The sequence below is a fragment of the Thermophilibacter provencensis genome (assembly GCF_030372065.1).
Classification (GTDB): Bacteria; Actinomycetota; Coriobacteriia; order Coriobacteriales; family Atopobiaceae; genus Thermophilibacter; species Thermophilibacter provencensis_A.
Window position 1 is genome coordinate 94,237 of record NZ_JAUDEA010000007.1, and the last position, 15,080, is coordinate 109,316.

Annotated in this window: 14 protein-coding genes; 11 read left to right on the forward strand and 3 right to left on the reverse strand. The window is 64.3% G+C overall.

Annotated features, from left to right (window positions below):
- Nucleotides 1-62: 62 nt before the first annotated feature.
- The 5 genes from QUW25_RS05925 to QUW25_RS05945 all read left to right on the forward strand — a co-directional run bounded on the left by QUW25_RS05925 (nucleotide 63) and on the right by QUW25_RS05945 (nucleotide 5,343).
- Nucleotides 63-935 carry a branched-chain amino acid ABC transporter permease gene (locus QUW25_RS05925; protein WP_354003632.1) on the forward strand — a complete coding sequence of 291 codons (873 nt, stop codon included), beginning with the start codon at nucleotides 63-65 and terminating at the stop codon, nucleotides 933-935.
- 11 nt (nucleotides 936-946) lie between these two features.
- A complete protein-coding gene (locus QUW25_RS05930; RefSeq protein ID WP_289511296.1) occupies nucleotides 947-2,104 on the forward strand; it encodes a branched-chain amino acid ABC transporter permease in 1,158 nt (385 codons plus the stop codon).
- On the forward strand, nucleotides 2,097-2,954 hold the full coding sequence (locus QUW25_RS05935) for an ABC transporter ATP-binding protein (protein WP_289511297.1): 858 nt from the start codon (nucleotides 2,097-2,099) through the stop codon (nucleotides 2,952-2,954). Before QUW25_RS05930 ends, QUW25_RS05935 begins: the two co-directional genes overlap by 8 nt.
- A complete protein-coding gene (locus tag QUW25_RS05940; RefSeq protein ID WP_289511298.1) occupies nucleotides 2,955-3,665 on the forward strand; it encodes an ABC transporter ATP-binding protein in 711 nt (236 codons plus the stop codon).
- Nucleotides 3,666-4,275: 610 nt separating this feature from the next.
- Nucleotides 4,276-5,343 (forward strand): DUF559 domain-containing protein, encoded by a 1,068-nt coding sequence (locus QUW25_RS05945; protein ID WP_289511299.1) that lies wholly within the window; start codon nucleotides 4,276-4,278, stop codon nucleotides 5,341-5,343.
- A gap of 339 nt (nucleotides 5,344-5,682) precedes the next feature.
- Here the strand turns inward: QUW25_RS05945 and thrB are convergent, their stop codons facing one another.
- Both thrB and thrC read right to left on the reverse strand, forming a co-directional pair.
- Nucleotides 5,683-6,591 carry a homoserine kinase gene (gene thrB / locus QUW25_RS05950; protein WP_289511300.1) on the reverse strand — a complete coding sequence of 303 codons (909 nt, stop codon included), beginning with the start codon at nucleotides 6,589-6,591 and terminating at the stop codon, nucleotides 5,683-5,685.
- Nucleotides 6,588-8,072: a threonine synthase gene (gene thrC / locus QUW25_RS05955; protein WP_289511301.1), complete on the reverse strand. Its 1,485-nt coding sequence runs from the start codon at nucleotides 8,070-8,072 to the stop codon at nucleotides 6,588-6,590. Before thrC ends, thrB begins: the two co-directional genes overlap by 4 nt.
- 102 nt (nucleotides 8,073-8,174) lie before the next feature.
- Here thrC and QUW25_RS05960 point away from each other — a divergent pair, with 102 nt between their 5' ends.
- The 3 genes from QUW25_RS05960 to QUW25_RS05970 all read left to right on the forward strand — a co-directional run bounded on the left by QUW25_RS05960 (nucleotide 8,175) and on the right by QUW25_RS05970 (nucleotide 11,825).
- Nucleotides 8,175-9,314: a homoserine dehydrogenase gene (locus tag QUW25_RS05960; protein ID WP_289511302.1), complete on the forward strand. Its 1,140-nt coding sequence runs from the start codon at nucleotides 8,175-8,177 to the stop codon at nucleotides 9,312-9,314.
- Between the two features lie 87 nt (nucleotides 9,315-9,401).
- On the forward strand, nucleotides 9,402-10,733 hold the full coding sequence (locus tag QUW25_RS05965; protein WP_289511303.1) for an aspartate kinase: 1,332 nt from the start codon (nucleotides 9,402-9,404) through the stop codon (nucleotides 10,731-10,733).
- An 81-nt stretch (nucleotides 10,734-10,814) separates the two neighbouring features.
- Nucleotides 10,815-11,825, forward strand: a complete 1,011-nt coding sequence (locus QUW25_RS05970; protein WP_289511304.1) for an aspartate-semialdehyde dehydrogenase — start codon at nucleotides 10,815-10,817, stop codon at nucleotides 11,823-11,825.
- 347 nt (nucleotides 11,826-12,172) lie between these two features.
- On the opposite strand, the gene QUW25_RS05975 is transcribed toward QUW25_RS05970, so the two are convergent.
- Entirely contained in the window at nucleotides 12,173-13,246 is a 1,074-nt protein-coding gene (locus QUW25_RS05975; protein WP_289511305.1) for a M42 family metallopeptidase, read from the reverse strand.
- Between the two features lie 194 nt (nucleotides 13,247-13,440).
- On the opposite strand from QUW25_RS05975, the gene QUW25_RS05980 reads away from it, so the two are divergent.
- From QUW25_RS05980 to QUW25_RS05990, 3 genes are all read left to right on the forward strand, one after another.
- Nucleotides 13,441-13,761 carry a hypothetical protein gene (locus tag QUW25_RS05980; protein ID WP_289511306.1) on the forward strand — a complete coding sequence of 107 codons (321 nt, stop codon included), beginning with the start codon at nucleotides 13,441-13,443 and terminating at the stop codon, nucleotides 13,759-13,761.
- A 319-nt stretch (nucleotides 13,762-14,080) separates the two neighbouring features.
- Nucleotides 14,081-14,278, forward strand: coding sequence for a hypothetical protein (locus QUW25_RS05985; protein ID WP_289511307.1), 198 nt, complete (start codon nucleotides 14,081-14,083; stop codon nucleotides 14,276-14,278).
- Nucleotides 14,279-14,290: 12 nt separating this feature from the next.
- Entirely contained in the window at nucleotides 14,291-15,037 is a 747-nt protein-coding gene (locus tag QUW25_RS05990) for a Fic family protein (protein ID WP_289511308.1), read from the forward strand.
- Nucleotides 15,038-15,080 lie beyond the last annotated feature (43 nt).

A 15,080-nucleotide genomic window follows, 5' to 3' on the forward strand; every position in this document is an offset into this window, starting at 1 on the left:
GTTTGCGGGTGGCCCCGCCACCCCCGTTCACTGAGAGGAGTGATGTTGTGGATGGCGTCGCGCTGATAGTCTCGCAGGTCCTGAATGGCCTGCAGCTCGGCAGCATCTACGCACTTGTCGCTCTGGGCTACACGATGGTGTACGGCATCATCTTGCTGCTCAACTTCGCCCATGGCGACATCATCATGGCCGGAGCCTACATCCTGTGGATCGTGCTCGCGCAGCTGGGCCTCAACCCCGTTGTTGCCATGCTGCTCTCCGTTGCGGGCTGCACGCTGCTCGGCGTTGTCATCGACAAGGTCGCGTACGCCCCGCTGAGAAACGCCCCGCGCCTCTCGGTGCTCATCACGGCCATTGGCGTCTCCTACTTCCTCGAGAACGGCGCCCAGCTCATCTTTGGTGCGGACGCAAAGGTGGTTCCCTCCTTCGCGCCGGTGTCGAGCATCCAGGTGGGCGGTCTCTCGCTCTCCTTTGTGGCGCTCATCACGGTGCTCGTGACCGCGATCTCCACCGTGGTGCTCACCTTCCTCGTGCAGAAGACCAAGCTCGGCAAGGCCATGCGCGCCGTCTCCGAGGACATGGGCGCCGCCCGTCTCATGGGCGTCAACGTCAACAACACGATCACCTTCACCTTTGCCGTGGGCTCCGCGCTCGCGGGCATCGGCGCCATTCTCTACGTGATGGCCTACCCGCAGGCAACGCCCACCATGGGCATGATGCTCGGCACCAAGGCCTTTGTCGCCGCGGTCCTGGGCGGCATCGGCTCCATTCCGGGTGCCGTCGTGGGTGCCATGCTCGTTGGCTTCTCCGAGGTCTTCGTCTCGGCCATCGGCCTTTCCGTGTGGCGCGACGCGGTCGTGTTCCTGCTGCTCATCATCGTGCTCATCGTGCGTCCCACCGGCATCTTCGGCCGCACCATGAGCGAGAAGGTCTAGGGGGTGTGAGCATGGAAGAGGAGCTCATGGCCGAGAAGCGGCCCATCATCTCCACCGGCGGGCGCGGCCCCGCCCCCGCCGGCAAGCGGCGCTCGCTGCCCATGGCGGCGCGCTACGCCATCAACGCCCTGCTCGTCCTTCTCGTCCTTGTTGTGGGCGAGCTCATGATCGACGGCGGCGCCATCACGCGCTATCAGACCTCGGTCCTCCAGCAGGTGGGCGTCTACATCATCATGGCCGTCTCCCTCAACGTGGCGACGGGCTACCTGGGACAGCTCCCGCTCGGACACGCGGGGTTCATGTCCGTGGGCGCGTACGGCTGCGCCATCTTCATCATGCGCCTCACTGAGACGCTCGGCATGACCGGGCGTGACATCGTGGCGGGCGGCCCCCTGGTCGGGCTCATCGTGTTTGCGGGCGTGGTCTTTGGCGGCCTCTGTGCGGCCGTGGCCGGCGTGATCATCGGTATCCCGGCGCTCCGCCTCAAGGGCGACTACCTTGCCATCATCACGCTCGCCTTCGCCGAGATCATCCGCGTCGTGATGCTCAACATCGACGACGTGCTCGGCTTTGAGCTCACGCGCGGCGCCGCCGGCCTCACGGGCATCCCGAGCTACTCGAACTTCCTCAACGTGTTTCTCGCCGTGGCCGTTGTGTGCTTCCTCGTCCACACGATGATGAAGTCCCGTCACGGCCGCGCCATCCTGGCCATTCGTGACAACGAGATTGCGGCCGAGGCCACGGGCGTCAACACCACCTACTACAAGACGCTCGCCTTTGTGGTCTCCGCGTTCTTTGCGGGCGTGGCGGGCGGTCTCTACGCGGGCTGCGTGGGCGTGCTCCAGCCAGCCAACTTTGGCTTCATGCAGTCGATCGAGATCCTCGTCATGGTGGTTCTCGGCGGAATGGGCTCGATGCTCGGCTCCGTGCTCTCCGCGACCGTCCTCACCATCCTGCCCGAGGCCCTGCGCGCGTTCTCCGACTACCGCATGATCGCGTACGCCGTCGTCCTCATCCTCGTGATGATCTTTAGGCCGCAGGGTCTTCTTGGCTCCTACGACTTCTCGCTCTCCCGCGTGATCGAGCGCGTCATGAACCGAGACTTCCCCTGGTCCAAGCGGGCCGCCTCGGATGGCAAGGCTGGAGAGGAGGTGAGCGCCGATGTCTAGCGAGAAGGGCAGGAAGCGCCGTTCCGTCCTCGTTCAGATGGAGACGCCCAACCTCATTCCCGAGCGCGACCTCGGTACCATCCCGGTGCTGCAGGCCGAGCACCTGGGCATTGACTTTGGCGGCCTCACCGCCGTGGACGACTTCAACATCGCCATGGGCCGCACGGAGATCTCTGGCCTCATCGGCCCCAACGGCGCCGGCAAGACCACGATCTTCAACCTGCTCACGAGCGTCTACAAGCCCACGCGCGGCACGGTGCTCGTTGACGGTTATGACATCGCCGGCAAGTCCGTGGCCGAGGTCAACCGCATGGGCATTGCGCGCACCTTCCAGAACATCAGGCTCTTCTCGCAGATGACCGTTGAGGAGAACGTGCTCGTGGGCTTTGGCAACACCATGAAGTCCCACCTGCTCACGGACATGCTGCGCCTGCCCGGCCACTGGAGGCAGGAGGCCGAGTTCCACGATCGCGCGCTCGAGCTGCTCGACATCTTTGACATGCGCAAGTACGCGGGCTCGCTGGCGGGCAACCTCCCGTACGGCGCCCAGCGGCGCCTGGAGATCCTGCGCGCCCTGGCGACGGGTCCCAAGGTGCTCCTGCTCGACGAGCCGGCGGCCGGCATGAACCCGGCCGAGACCGAGGAGCTCATGGAGAACATCCAGAAGATCCGCGACGAGTTCCAGATTGCCATCCTGCTCATCGAGCACGACATGTCGCTCGTCATGGGCGTGTGCGAGGTCGTGGGCGTGCTCGACTACGGGCGCATCATCGCCAAGGGCACCCCCGAGCAGATCCAGAACGACCCGCGCGTCATCGAGGCCTATCTGGGCAAGCAGGAGGTGAGGTAGATGGCGTCCCTGCTCTCCGTGAAGGACCTGCACGTCTCCTACGGTGCCATCAAGGCGGTGCGCGGCATCTCCTTTGACATCAACGAGGGTGAGATCGTGACGCTCATCGGCGCCAACGGCGCGGGCAAGTCCACGACGCTCAACACCGTGGCGGGGCTCATCAAGCCGGACTCCGGTACCATCGAGCTGGAGGGCTCCTCCATTGCGGGTCTTCCGGCCCACAAGGTCATGCAGCGCGGCCTGGCGCTCTGCCCCGAGGGAAGGCGCGTCTTCACGCAGATGAGCGTTGCCGAGAACCTCGAGATGGGCGGCTACACGCGCACCGACGCCGAGAACCGCGAGACGCTCGAGAAGGTCTACGCGCACTTCCCGCGCCTCAAGGAGCGCCGCAGCCAGGTGGCGGGCACCCTCTCGGGCGGCGAGCAGCAGATGCTCGCCATGGGTCGCGCGCTCATGAGCAAGCCGCGCCTGCTCATGCTCGACGAGCCGTCCATGGGCCTCGCGCCCATCCTGGTGCAGGAGATCTTCGACATTGTGAAGCAGCTGGGCGAGGCCGGGACCACGATCCTGCTCGTCGAGCAGAACGCCAACATGGCGCTCAAGATTGCCGACCGCGCCTACGTGCTTGAGATCGGCCAGGTCAAGAAGACCGGCACCGGGGCCGAGCTTCTCGTTGACGACGACGTGCGCAAGGCCTATCTCGGCGGCTAGCGATTATCTTGCGGCGTGGCCGCACCGTAATTTGGCGTCAGGTGACGGCGGACCTCCTCCCGGGTCCGCCGTCGCTGTTAGCGGGTGTTTTCTTGTGCGGTGTCCTTCTCGCCGCGCCGTACCTTCTCGACCCGTCAGTCCTTCTCGCCGTTGCCGCCCCTCACTGTTCCGGCCGGTTTTGGGCAAAAAGTTTGATGGTCATGCTGCTCGTGTACGATTTCGGGAGGTTTTGCATAATGCCGACCTGCGGTTTTTCTCCTAGCCTAAGACCCTTGAGGAAAAAGTTGGCAGAAATCCTCGTCTGATATCAAAGATGTTGCCCACAACTTGCCAAAACGCTCGCAAATGGCAGGTGGCGGAAGCACGCGACGGGGCAAAACCCAAAACTCGGCGATTCTGAGCAGCGCGCGAAGTTCTGGAGAAAATGAGAAGAACGCCCGGGATGATATGAAACATGAAAGCAAATCCATAGATTGCTTAACTAGAATACGCTGCTAGATGCAAAATCGTTACATTACAACTAACTTACCATTAACTATCAGTTAGCTCCACTCAGCACGCAAGAGGCCTGCGGGCTATGCTCCGCCTACATGGTCTGAAAGGAGGAGCTATGGGTGATTGCCTGTTGGTCGGCTTTGAGAGCGCCCGTCAGGTTTGGAGGGGCGTGGGGGAGCGGATCGCGCTCAGCATCCGACCCTCGGAAGGTCGGCGCCCCCTACTCGTGCGCCTGCTCTTTGAGGATGGGAGGGGCATCGTTATGAGCGAGATGCCCCGGCGCACCAGGGCGACCACCGTCCCCGGTAAGCTTGCCGCCGAGAAGATCAAACTAGTTCGTGCCGAGTTCGGGCTGACGTCCGAGCCGCTACACATCTGCGTTTCTCGGCAGGCCGGCCGTCGCTTTGCCTCAGACGCAACCTGCCATCTGATGACGGGGTCGTATCCCATCGGATCGTTTTGCGAGCTTGGCAATGGCGTCCTGGTTGTCTCCCCAGAGCTTGCCTTCATCCAGATGTCGCGCGTGCTAGACCGGGACCTCCTAATTGCCTATGGGTATGAGCTGTGCGGCTATTACGCGCGGGGGAGGGTGGCCCATACGTTTTGTAACTGCCCGGCGCTGACTTCGGTGGCACGGATATTAAGGTACCTCAGTCGACTTGAGGAGCTGAGGCTGAATCGGGGCGAGGGGATGCCCTGGGGTCTCGACCGCGCTCGGGAGGCGCTGGCGTACGTGCTCGACGGGTCCGCGTCCCCCGAGGAGTCCGTCACCTCAATGGTGCTCACCTTGCCGCGGCGTCGCGGGGGATACGGGCTTGCACCGGGCGCGCTCAACGCGAGGGTTGGGCTGAGCACCGCCGCTGCTGAGCTCTTTGGGATCGACGAGTTTGTCTGCGATATCTGCTGGGGCGAGAAGCGGCAGGTCGTCGAGTTTCAGGGGTCGCAGCACAAGCAGCGAAGCAGGCGCTCGTACGACATGAGAAAGAGCAACGTGCTTGGAGCCGACGGCTGGAGGGTCGTCGAGGTGGACCGGTACATGCTCGAGCGCGGCGCGCTTATGGACGAGGTGGCAAAGTCCGTGGCAAAGGGGCTCGGTCAGCGCTGGAAGAAGCCCGACGGGAAGACGGCAACGCGCCAGCTGAGGCTGAGAAACAAGCTCATCAAGGACCTGGACGAGGGGTGATGCTGGCGGCCTGGCGTCTTGTCGGTGCTGCCCACTGTTCAGAACAGGAAGTTTTGCGATATGAGGGTGTCCCGCGTCATCCCGGAAGCCGTTTCCGAGAGGTTTGGGCTGGTTTTGGGCAACAAGTTTGATATAGGGGCGAGAAGGATGGGCGTCAAGCCGAGAAGAACAGTCCTTCTCGCCCGGAAATGACGGGTAGTGGGCAAAAGGTTTGATGTGGAGGAGGGGGGGTGCATCAAACCTTTTGCCCAAAACTTCCTTTGGGGGCTGGGGCGCGGGGCGCCGGGACGGCGGGAAGAGCAAGAGGGGCGAGAAGGTCGGCGGCGAGAAGGACCGCGGCTAGTGCACCTCAACGGTGGTGCCGAGCGTGTTAGCGGGCAGGGTCTGGAGCCAGTAGCCGGGACACGTTGCGGCGAGCGCGTCGCGTACGGCGCCCGCGTTCTTCTCGCCATCTGCGACCGCAATCATGGTAGATCCGGAGCCGGAGATCATGAACGCGCAGGCACCAGCGCCAAGGGCCGCCGCGCGTAGGGCGTCGTAATCCGGGATGAGGCGTGCACGGTACGGCTCGTGGAGCTTGTCATGGCAGGCGGCGGCGAGCAGCACTGCGTCGCCGGTCTCGAGCGCGCGCACCACGGCCACGCAGCGACCCATCTGCCAGACGGCGGTGTCGCGGGAGACCTCGGTGGGAAGGACGCGCCGTGCCTCGGCGGTTCTCACCTCATAGGGCGGTGCAACAGCAACAAAGCGCAGGTTGTCCGCCACGTCCATGCGCGTCGACGTGGTGGCGTCTCCGTCCACGAACGAGCTCACGAGCCCGCCGAGAAGCGCCGGCGCCACGTTGTCCGGATGTCCCTCGAGCTTGACGGCGAGCTCGAGCGCGCGCGTGCGGTCAAAGCCCTCGGGCGAGAGCGCCATCGCCGCGCCGATGCCCGCAATCACGCAGGCGGAGCTTGACCCCAGGCCGCCCGAGAGCGGGATGGGGGAGAGGATGGTTATGTGGAGCGGGCGTGCCTCGATGCCCAGCTCGCGGCAGGCATCGAGATAGCTCTGCCAGACGAGGTTGTCCTCGCCGCGGAAGCGCTCCTCGCAGCCCACCACCTCGAGCTTCTCCACGGGCGTCATGAGAAACGTGGCCGTGAGGTCGAGCGCCAGGCCCAGGCAGTCAAAGCCCACGCCCACGTTCGCACTCGTGGCGGGGACGCGGACGATGACCATGGGCCGCTCGCGGCCGTCGGCCCCGATCACAGGAACACCCGCGCGCAGGCGCTCTCCACGAAGCCGCCCATGCGCTCGCGGTCACAGACGTCGTCGTGAAGGACCGCATCCGCGCGCAGGCCGGAGAGCTGGGCGGGCGCCGCGGTGCGCGTCTTGGCCTCGAGGGCGTCCATGCAGGCAAAGCCGTTCATGCCGTCGGTGACCTCACCGAGGGCGGCGAGGACGTCAGCGCAGAACTTGTAGGGGCTTGCCGTGGAGAGGCACACGCGCTCGGTGCCGTCGGCCGGCAGCGCGTCGAGGACGTGCTTGGCCACGGCGGTGTGCGGGTCAATGAGCACGTCGAGCTCGCGCCACGTGTCGAAGATCGTCTCGCGGGTGTCCGCGTCGTCCGCGCGCCCGCAGGCAAACGTGGAGCGAATCTCGTCCATCACGCGCTCGGGCACCGTGTAGAAGCCCTTCTCGGCGAGGTCGGCCATGAGGGAGGTGACGAGCTCGCAGTCCCCCTTGCTCGCAAAGTAGAGCAGACGCTCCAGGTTGGACGAGACGAGGATGTCCATGGAGGGCGAGATGGTCTTGTGGAAGTCGCGGCGGCGGTCGTAGGTGCCGGTGGTGAGGAAGTCCGTGAGGACGTCGTTGGCGTTGGAGGCAACGACAAGCCGGCGGACGGGAAGGCCCATGCGCTTGGCGTAGTAGCCGGCGAGCACATCGCCGAAGTTGCCGGTGGGAACGCAGAAGGTGACCTCCTCGCCCATGCGCACGACGCCCCGGCGCACGAGCTGGGCGTAGGAGTCAAAGTAGTACGTGACCTGAGGCGCGAGGCGGCCGACGTTGATGGAGTTGGCGCTCGAGAGCACCACGCCCCGCTCGGCGAGGCGGCTGGCCAGCTCGCGGTCGGCAAAGATGCGCTTGACCTCGCCCTGGCAGTCGTCAAAGGTGCCGCGTACGGCGCAGACCGCCACGTTGCCGCCGAGCTGCGTGACCATCTGGAGGCGCTGGATGTCAGAGACCTTGCCGTACGGGTAGAAGACGGTGACGCCCGTTCCCTCAACGCCCGCAAAGCCGTCGAGCGCCGCCTTGCCGGTATCTCCGGAGGTGGCGGTCACCACCATGATCTTGCGGCCGTCCCCGGCGCGCGCCACGCTCATGAGCTGCGGCAGCATCTGGAGGGCAACGTCCTTGAAGGCGCAGGTGGGGCCGTGGTAGAGCTCGAGCAGCCAATCCGTGCCGAGAGGCGTGAGCGGGCACACTGCCTCGCTGTCCCACTGGGCGCCGTAGGCGGCGTCCACGCACGAGGCGAGCTCGTCTGCGGTGTAGTCCGGCAGCAGCGTGCCGAGCACGAGGCGCGCGGTGGCGTGGAAGTCCTGCGCACAGACGTCCTCGAGCGCAAGGCGCGTCTCGCCGAGGGCGTCGGAGACGTAGAGGCCGCCGTCGGGTGCGATTCCGGCGAGAATAGCTTGCTTGCTTGTTACGGAATCCGCGGCAGAGCGCGTGCTGTGGTAGAACGTGTTCACGGGTGCTCCTTGCGTCGAGGGCGTTGCCGTTTGATGCAAGTATCATAGCCTCCGGGCACGGCACCCCGCCCGATGGACACACACTCGAAAGATTGGACGTCAATGAAGATTGCCCTTCTCGGCTACGGCACGGTGGGCCGCGGCGTGGACGAGATCATCTCCGCGCGCGTGCCACAGGTGCAGGTTGCCCGCATCCTCGAGCTGCCCGACCGCCTCACGGGCCCGCGCATGACGTCGAGCTATGAGGAGATTCTCGATGACGAGAAGATCGAGCTCGTGGTCGAGTGCATGGGTGGCGTTGAGCCCGCGCGCACTTACATCATGGCCGCCCTTGCGGCGGGAAAGCACGTCGTGACCTCCAACAAGGCCGTCGTGGCGGCGCACTTTGAAGAGTTCGCTCGTGCGGCTCAGGCCGCCGGCGTGGGCCTCTACATCGAGGCCTCCGTGGGCGGCGGCATCCCGTGGATCGCGGGCATCGAGAAGGCGCGCCGCATTGACGAGGTCACGTCCTTCTCGGGCATCATGAACGGGACGACCAACTACATCGTGGACGCCATGCGCAGGCAGGGCGCCGAGTTTGACGACGTTCTCGCCGAGGCCCAGCGCCTGGGCTACGCCGAGCGCGACCCCTCCGCGGACATCGACGGCATCGACGTGGCCAACAAGACCATCATCTCGGCCAGCGTGGCCTTTGACGTTGCATGCGAGAAGGACCTCCCGGTGACGGGCATCCGCAACCTCACCAAGGCGGACCTCGACCTCTTTGCGAAGCGCGGGCGCACGGTGAAGCTGCTCGGCCGCGGCACGTGTCGTGACGGGCGCTACGCCGTGGCGGTTGAGCCCGTGGCGGTGGGGGAGGACTCGCTCGAGGCCTGCGTCCCCGGCAACTTCAACCTCGTGACGCTCGACGCTACCACGGTGGGCGAGCTCAGGTTCTACGGACAGGGCGCCGGCAGCCTGCCCACGGGCAACGCCATCGTCCAGGACGTGCTCGACTGCGCCACGGGCGCGCGGCGGCCGACCTACGACTTCTCGCGCGAGCTCACGTACGACCCCACGCTGCTGCGGGCGGACTACGTGTTCCGCACCACGGCCGAGCTCGACGGCGAGGAGCCCTTCGGCGAGGGCGCTTACCTCGTCCGTGACCTCACCGCCGAGGGTGCGCGGGCGATTCTCTCCGAGGCCCTTCTCGCCGACCCCACCTCGTTCATGGCCGCGGTGATGACAAAGGTGACAGGGTAGTTTGTCATCATGACAAAGGTGACAGGGTAGTTTGTCATCATCTGTCAGGTTTGCTCGAGCCGCATCCAGAAAGGATGAGTTCTTCTCATGATCAAGATCGCAAAGTTCGGCGGGTCCTCCGTCGCCTCCGCCGAGCAGTTTCGCAAGGTCAAGAGCATCGTCGATGCCGACCCCGACCGCCGCTTTGTGGTGGTCTCCGCCGCGGGCAAGCGCTTCTCGGCGGACAACAAGATCACCGACCTCCTGCTGCTCGTGAACGCCCACATCCAGTACCACGTGGACTGCACCGCCCTTCTCGCCGACATCGAGCAGCGTTTTGTTGACATTGCCGACGAGCTGGGCCTCAAGTGGCCAGTTCACGAGAAGTTCGAGCTCTTTGCCAAGAACATCAAGAAGCACTCGCCCGAGTACGTGGTCTCCCGCGGCGAGTGGTTCACCGCGCATCTCATGGCCGAGTATCTGCAGATGCCCTTTGTGGACGCGGCTGACGTGGTGGTCTTTCACCACAACGGCGAGGTGGACATGGAGCGCACCGCCGTACGCCTCAAGGACGTGATGGTGCGCCAGGGCTCGTTTGTGCTGCCCGGCTTCTACGGTGCCACGGTGGACGGCCAGATCAAGCTCTTCCAGCGCGGCGGCGGCGACATCACGGGAGCCATCCTCGCGCGCTGCATCGACGCCGGGCTCTACGAGAACTGGACCGACGTCTCTGGCTTCCTCTCCGCCGACCCGCGCATCGTGGAGAACCCGCGCTCCATCCGCCGCATCACCTTTGACGAGATGCGCGAGCTCTCCTACATGGGCGCCTCGGTCCTGCAGGAGGAGGCCATCTTCCCGGTGCGCGAGGTCAACATCCCCATCCAGATCAAGAACACCAACCGTCCGCAAGACGAGGGCACGATCATCCGCGAGAAGGCCCGCGCTGGCGAGGACGAGCACCTCATCACGGGCATTGCCGGCAAACGCGACTTCATCTCGGTCCACGTGAAGAAGGCGCACATGTCCAACGAGGTCGGCTTTGTGCGCCGCGCGCTCTCCATCCTGGAGCGCTACGGCGTCTCCGTGGAGCACATCCCCACGGGCGTGGACTCGTTCTCCGTGGTGGTCAACGGCGCCGACGTGAAGGACTCGATCTACTCCATCGTGGCCGACATCCGCCGCGAGCTCGAGCCGGACGACATCACGATGGTGGACAAGCTCGCGCTCATCTCCGTGGTTGGCCGCAACATGTCCAAGCGAAGCGGCACCTCGGGCAAGATCTTCGGCGCGCTCGGCGAGGCCGGCATCAACATCCGCATGATCACGCAGAGCTCGCAGGAGATCTCGATCATCATGGGCGTCAACAACGAGGACTTTGAGCGCGCTATCCAGGTCATCTACAACCGCTTCGTCCGCGACGAGATGGTCACCGCCAGCTAGTCTGCAATTTGGGGACGTGTTATTTCTCTCAGAGAAAGTGGGACAGGTTTTGCGAGCCCCGCGCAAGAGAAAGGAAACGCCATGAGCGAGAAGACCGTTGCCATCCTGGGCGCCACGGGCGTCGTGGGCCAGCAGATGCTCCAGTGCCTCGAGGAGCGCAACTTCCCGGTGGGCCGCCTCGTGCCGCTGGCATCCGAGCGCTCCGTGGGCAAGCCCGTGACCTTCCGCGGCGAGGACGTGCCGTGCCAGCTTGCCGCGGCAGACGCCTTTGAGGGCGTTGACATCGTCCTCGGTGCCGCCGACGACGCAACCGCCCGCGCGCTGCTCCCGGAGGCCGTGAAGCGCGGCGCCGTGTGCGTGGACAACTCCCACGCCTTCCGCCTGGAGCCCGACGTGCCGCTCGTGGTGCCGGAGGTCAACGCCGCGGACATTGCCGCCCATCACGGCATCATCGCCAACCCCAACTGTGCCACGATCATCGGCCTGGTGCCCGTGTGGCCGCTCCACCAGGCGGCGGGCCTCACGCGGCTCATCGTTTCCACCTACCAGGCCGCGTCCGGCGCGGGCAAGCCGGGCCTCGACGAGCTCGTACGCGAGATTCGCTGCGTTGCGGCCGGCGAGCCCGTGGGTGAGAGCGCGCCCTTCCAGTACCAGCTCGCGGAGAACCTCATCCCGCAGATCGGCGGCTTCAACGAGGAGGGCTACACCTCCGAGGAGATGAAGATGCAAAACGAGGGCCGCAAGATCATGCACCTGCCCGAGCTGCGCGTTAACTGCACGTGCGTGCGCGTGCCCGTGGTGCGCTCGCACTCCGAGTCCATCACGTGCGAGTTTGAGCGCCCGATCTCCGTTGATGAGGCACGTGCGATCCTGGAGGCCGCGCCGGGCGTGAAGGTGGTAGACGATCCCGCAACGAGCCGCTACCCCATGCCGCTCGAGACCTCCGACCAGGACCTCATCTACGTTGGCCGTCTGCGCCGCGACCTCTCCGCGCCGGAGGGCGTGAGCTCGCTCACGTTCTGGTGCTGCGGCGACCAGATTCGCAAGGGCGCGGCGACAAACGCGGTGCAGATTGCGGAGTACCTGGTTTAGCGCCAGGCGAGAAGAACGCGCGGTTGGCGCGGGGTCGAGGTTCTTCTCGGCCCCGCGCTTTTGTCGGCGGTGGACCCGCGCGAAACTGCTTGGTTTTGGGCAAAAGGTTTGATGGCGGAGCCGTCTTTTGAGCCTGACAAGAGCTCGTCCGTCTTCATCAACTGGGCATTTCTCGCGGCGAGAAGAACCTGGGGCTCTTCTGATGGCTGCCGATATAAAAGGTGTTGCCCAAAACAGGACAGAGTCTCACGAAACAGCCCTCCCGGCTGACGCGCGGGAGGGCCAAAACCCAAAAGTAGCCATTTTGTACTAGACGAGGCGTGAGAGACGGGGCTCGTGCCCATAGCCTAGAAGCTCGCCAGGACCCCCGGGGTCATCCGCTCGGCCACGGCCACGGCGATCTCCGCCGCGCTCACGATGTCCGCCGGCGCGCAGACCGAGGTGCCGGCGTGGATGTAGCGGCAGGGGATGCCCGCGACCACGCTCGGCACGTCCAGCTGGTGCAGGATGCCGGCGTTGGTGCCGCCGCCCTCGCGCACGGAGGTCTGCGCGGGCAGGCCGCACTCGTTGGCGGCGCCAAGAACAAAGCGCTGGTAGCGCGGGTTGGTAATCATGCAGACGTCAAAGTAGCGAAACATCGGCCCCTTGCCCAGCGCGGCACCGACCTCGTCCGCGGGCGTGAAGGTGTCATCCGCCGGGCAGCCCTCAAAGAGGTACGCCGCCGCCGGGGAGAAGTGCCTCGCCGCCGCGGCCACCCCGCGCTCGCCGACCTCCTCCTGGGCTGAGATCGAGGCCACCACGTCAACGGGCAGGTCGTCGCGGCTGGCGAGCTCGCGCAGCGCCAGGAGCATCGAGCACACGCCCGCGCGGCAGTCGAACGCCTTGCCAAATGCCACGCCGCGCTCGGCGTCAAAGGAGAACGCGGTGTCCGGCACAAACGGTTCGCCCATGCCCATGCGGAAGTGCTCGACGGCCTCCTCGCGCGAACGGGCGCCCACGTCGAGGATCATGCCCGCCTTGCCGGAGGCGCGCTCGGCGTCGGTCCAGAAGTGCGGCGGCTTCACGCCAATGACGCCGCGCACCCAGGAGCCGTCGGTCGCGCGCACCCACACGCCCTGGCCAGCCAGCGTGCCGGGGGAGAAGTGCCCCAGCTGCACGAAGCTCATGGTGCCGTTGGAGAGGACGGCCTTGACCATGCCGCCCACCTCGTCGCCGTGAGCGTCCAGCATGAGGACGGGCTTCTTGCCGGTGAAGTTCTTGGGGGCGATGAGACCGTCGCGCAGCGTGTTCTCGTCAAAGGTTGCCCAGCCCGCGCAGAACTCGCGCGCCACGGCCAGCGTCTCGTCCTCAAATCCGGACGGTGCCTTCGCGTTGGAGAGCGCGCCGAGAAGTGCCGCGAGCTCGTCGTTGCTGACGTTCATGGAAGTCCTTTCGTCGGTTTTACCCGTGACAGTATAGCCCGCTGCGTTGACCTTGGTCGTGTGACACTATCTTGTCAGATGAGAAGAGCTTGCGCGCGAAGAAGCTCTTCAACGAGATGGACGATGTTGATGTGTGCTACGACGTGGTAGACAGTTTTGAGAAGCTGCTGGGAGTGGTGAGGGAGTAAGTAATCATGGCTATTTGCGTGGAAATCAAGGATGCGCTGGAGCATGGTCAATGGCGAGCAAAGGACCCCACTGTTCATCCGGGGGTGATGATTGCTGCGGTAAACGCGACATTTAGTTACAGACGAAGCGAAATAGATGCCGACCGCTTACCGACAATTATATCGGCCGAACTCCACACAACGGATGACGTGCAGTGGGAGCCAAATAGCTGTAGTTCAGACAAGAGCTGGGGCTATCAATCTTTGGCAATTCGGGCAGAGGTGACGAGAAGCCGACAAGGTTATCCATATCTTTCTCTGCAAAAACAATCGATCAACAATTCGTAGATGGCAATGAAATAACGCTGACCATTCGTTGTCGGCGGCTTGCGGCTCCAGAGCAGTTTCATTTTGTGCGATCTGAAGGAGAATGGCAGAGTGAATAATGAGTCTGTTTTGAGTATAGATTAGCCGCAAGATAGTCGGACGGAGCGCAGGTGACTGCCGGGTTAATGAATTCATAGCTCTATACAGACGGTTACTTCATCGCCACGACGAGATAGGCGCTCGATTTGTAGGGCCCCCGACTTGCTGACTGGAGTCTACCTGGCCAATCTCACAAGCGGGTACAATCGTCCTAGTTGAGGAAAGATTGGAGGGCTGTTACATGCGCATATGGAAGGACCCAAGCGGCAACCTCGTGGATGACCAGCGTCTCCTTGCATACGTGAGCGCTCATGGCAGCCTCTCCAAGGCCCTTGCGTCAGGGGATTTCGTGCTCGTGAGCGACAGCGATGGGACGGCGAGCCGTCCGCGCCCCAGCGGCCAGTCTGCCGGGCGCCCGCGCCTTGCCGACTATCTTTAGGGCGTGAGTCTGATGCCCGACGTCCTTCTCGCTAGCTACGAGGGTCTCGTTTCGAGGTGGAGGGGTCTTTCCGCCCCTTCGCGTGAGGCGCACGTGGACAGCTTTGTCCTCAACTACGCCTACAACTCAGGAAAGATCGAAAACGACGCCATTACGTACCACGACACTCACGAGGTCTTTGAGAACGGGCGCATCATTGCCTTTACGGGTGATGTTCGGACGCTCTTTGAGATACAGAACCTCAAGACCTCTTGGGAGTGGGCGAGGCCTCTTGCGGTTCCCGGGCTGCAGCTCACGGAGAATCTTGTCCTCAAGGCTCACGAGCTCCTGACCTATGGAACCTATGACGAGCAGCGTTGGGGGAGCGGGGAGAGGCCCGGTTCGTTCAAGCTGGGTGACTACGTTGTTGGCGCAAAGGCGGTTGGCGCTGACGCTGCGGACGTCCCCGAGCTTATGCGGGACCTTCTCGACGACGTGAACTCCTACCTTTCCGCCAGCTGCCACGCTCTGACCGTGGCAGCCTATTTCCATGCCTCGCTTGTTGATATTCACCCGTTTGCCGACGGCAACGGGCGAGTGGCACGCCTGCTCATGAACATGGTCTTTCTTGCCATGGGCCATCCGCCGGTGGTAATCAGGGAGCAGGACCGGATGGCGTACTATGGCGCGCTCGACGCCTTCCACGACGATGGCGACCTCACGCCCTTCAAGCAGTTCCTCATGACCGAGTGTCTTCTCACCTGGGATGGGTCGGTGTAGGGACTTCGCGAGCGACCCCGGTGGCCCTCCGCCGAAGCCTGCC

What these genes read in the sequence shown, in the direction of transcription:
- QUW25_RS05980 (WP_289511306.1), top strand. Translation starts at nt 13,441, where the DNA reads ATGGCTATTTGCGTGGAAATCAAGGATGCGCTGGAGCATGGTCAATGG.
- QUW25_RS05940 (WP_289511298.1), top strand. Translation starts at nt 2,955, where the DNA reads ATGGCGTCCCTGCTCTCCGTGAAGGACCTGCACGTCTCCTACGGTGCC.
- QUW25_RS05935 (WP_289511297.1), top strand. Translation starts at nt 2,097, where the DNA reads ATGTCTAGCGAGAAGGGCAGGAAGCGCCGTTCCGTCCTCGTTCAGATG.
- QUW25_RS05975 (WP_289511305.1), bottom strand. Translation starts at nt 13,246, where the DNA reads ATGAACGTCAGCAACGACGAGCTCGCGGCACTTCTCGGCGCGCTCTCC.
- QUW25_RS05990 (WP_289511308.1), top strand. Translation starts at nt 14,291, where the DNA reads ATGCCCGACGTCCTTCTCGCTAGCTACGAGGGTCTCGTTTCGAGGTGG.
- QUW25_RS05930 (WP_289511296.1), top strand. Translation starts at nt 947, where the DNA reads ATGGAAGAGGAGCTCATGGCCGAGAAGCGGCCCATCATCTCCACCGGC.
- QUW25_RS05960 (WP_289511302.1), top strand. Translation starts at nt 8,175, where the DNA reads ATGAAGATTGCCCTTCTCGGCTACGGCACGGTGGGCCGCGGCGTGGAC.
- QUW25_RS05970 (WP_289511304.1), top strand. Translation starts at nt 10,815, where the DNA reads ATGAGCGAGAAGACCGTTGCCATCCTGGGCGCCACGGGCGTCGTGGGC.
- QUW25_RS05965 (WP_289511303.1), top strand. Translation starts at nt 9,402, where the DNA reads ATGATCAAGATCGCAAAGTTCGGCGGGTCCTCCGTCGCCTCCGCCGAG.
- QUW25_RS05945 (WP_289511299.1), top strand. Translation starts at nt 4,276, where the DNA reads ATGGGTGATTGCCTGTTGGTCGGCTTTGAGAGCGCCCGTCAGGTTTGG.
- QUW25_RS05985 (WP_289511307.1), top strand. Translation starts at nt 14,081, where the DNA reads ATGCGCATATGGAAGGACCCAAGCGGCAACCTCGTGGATGACCAGCGT.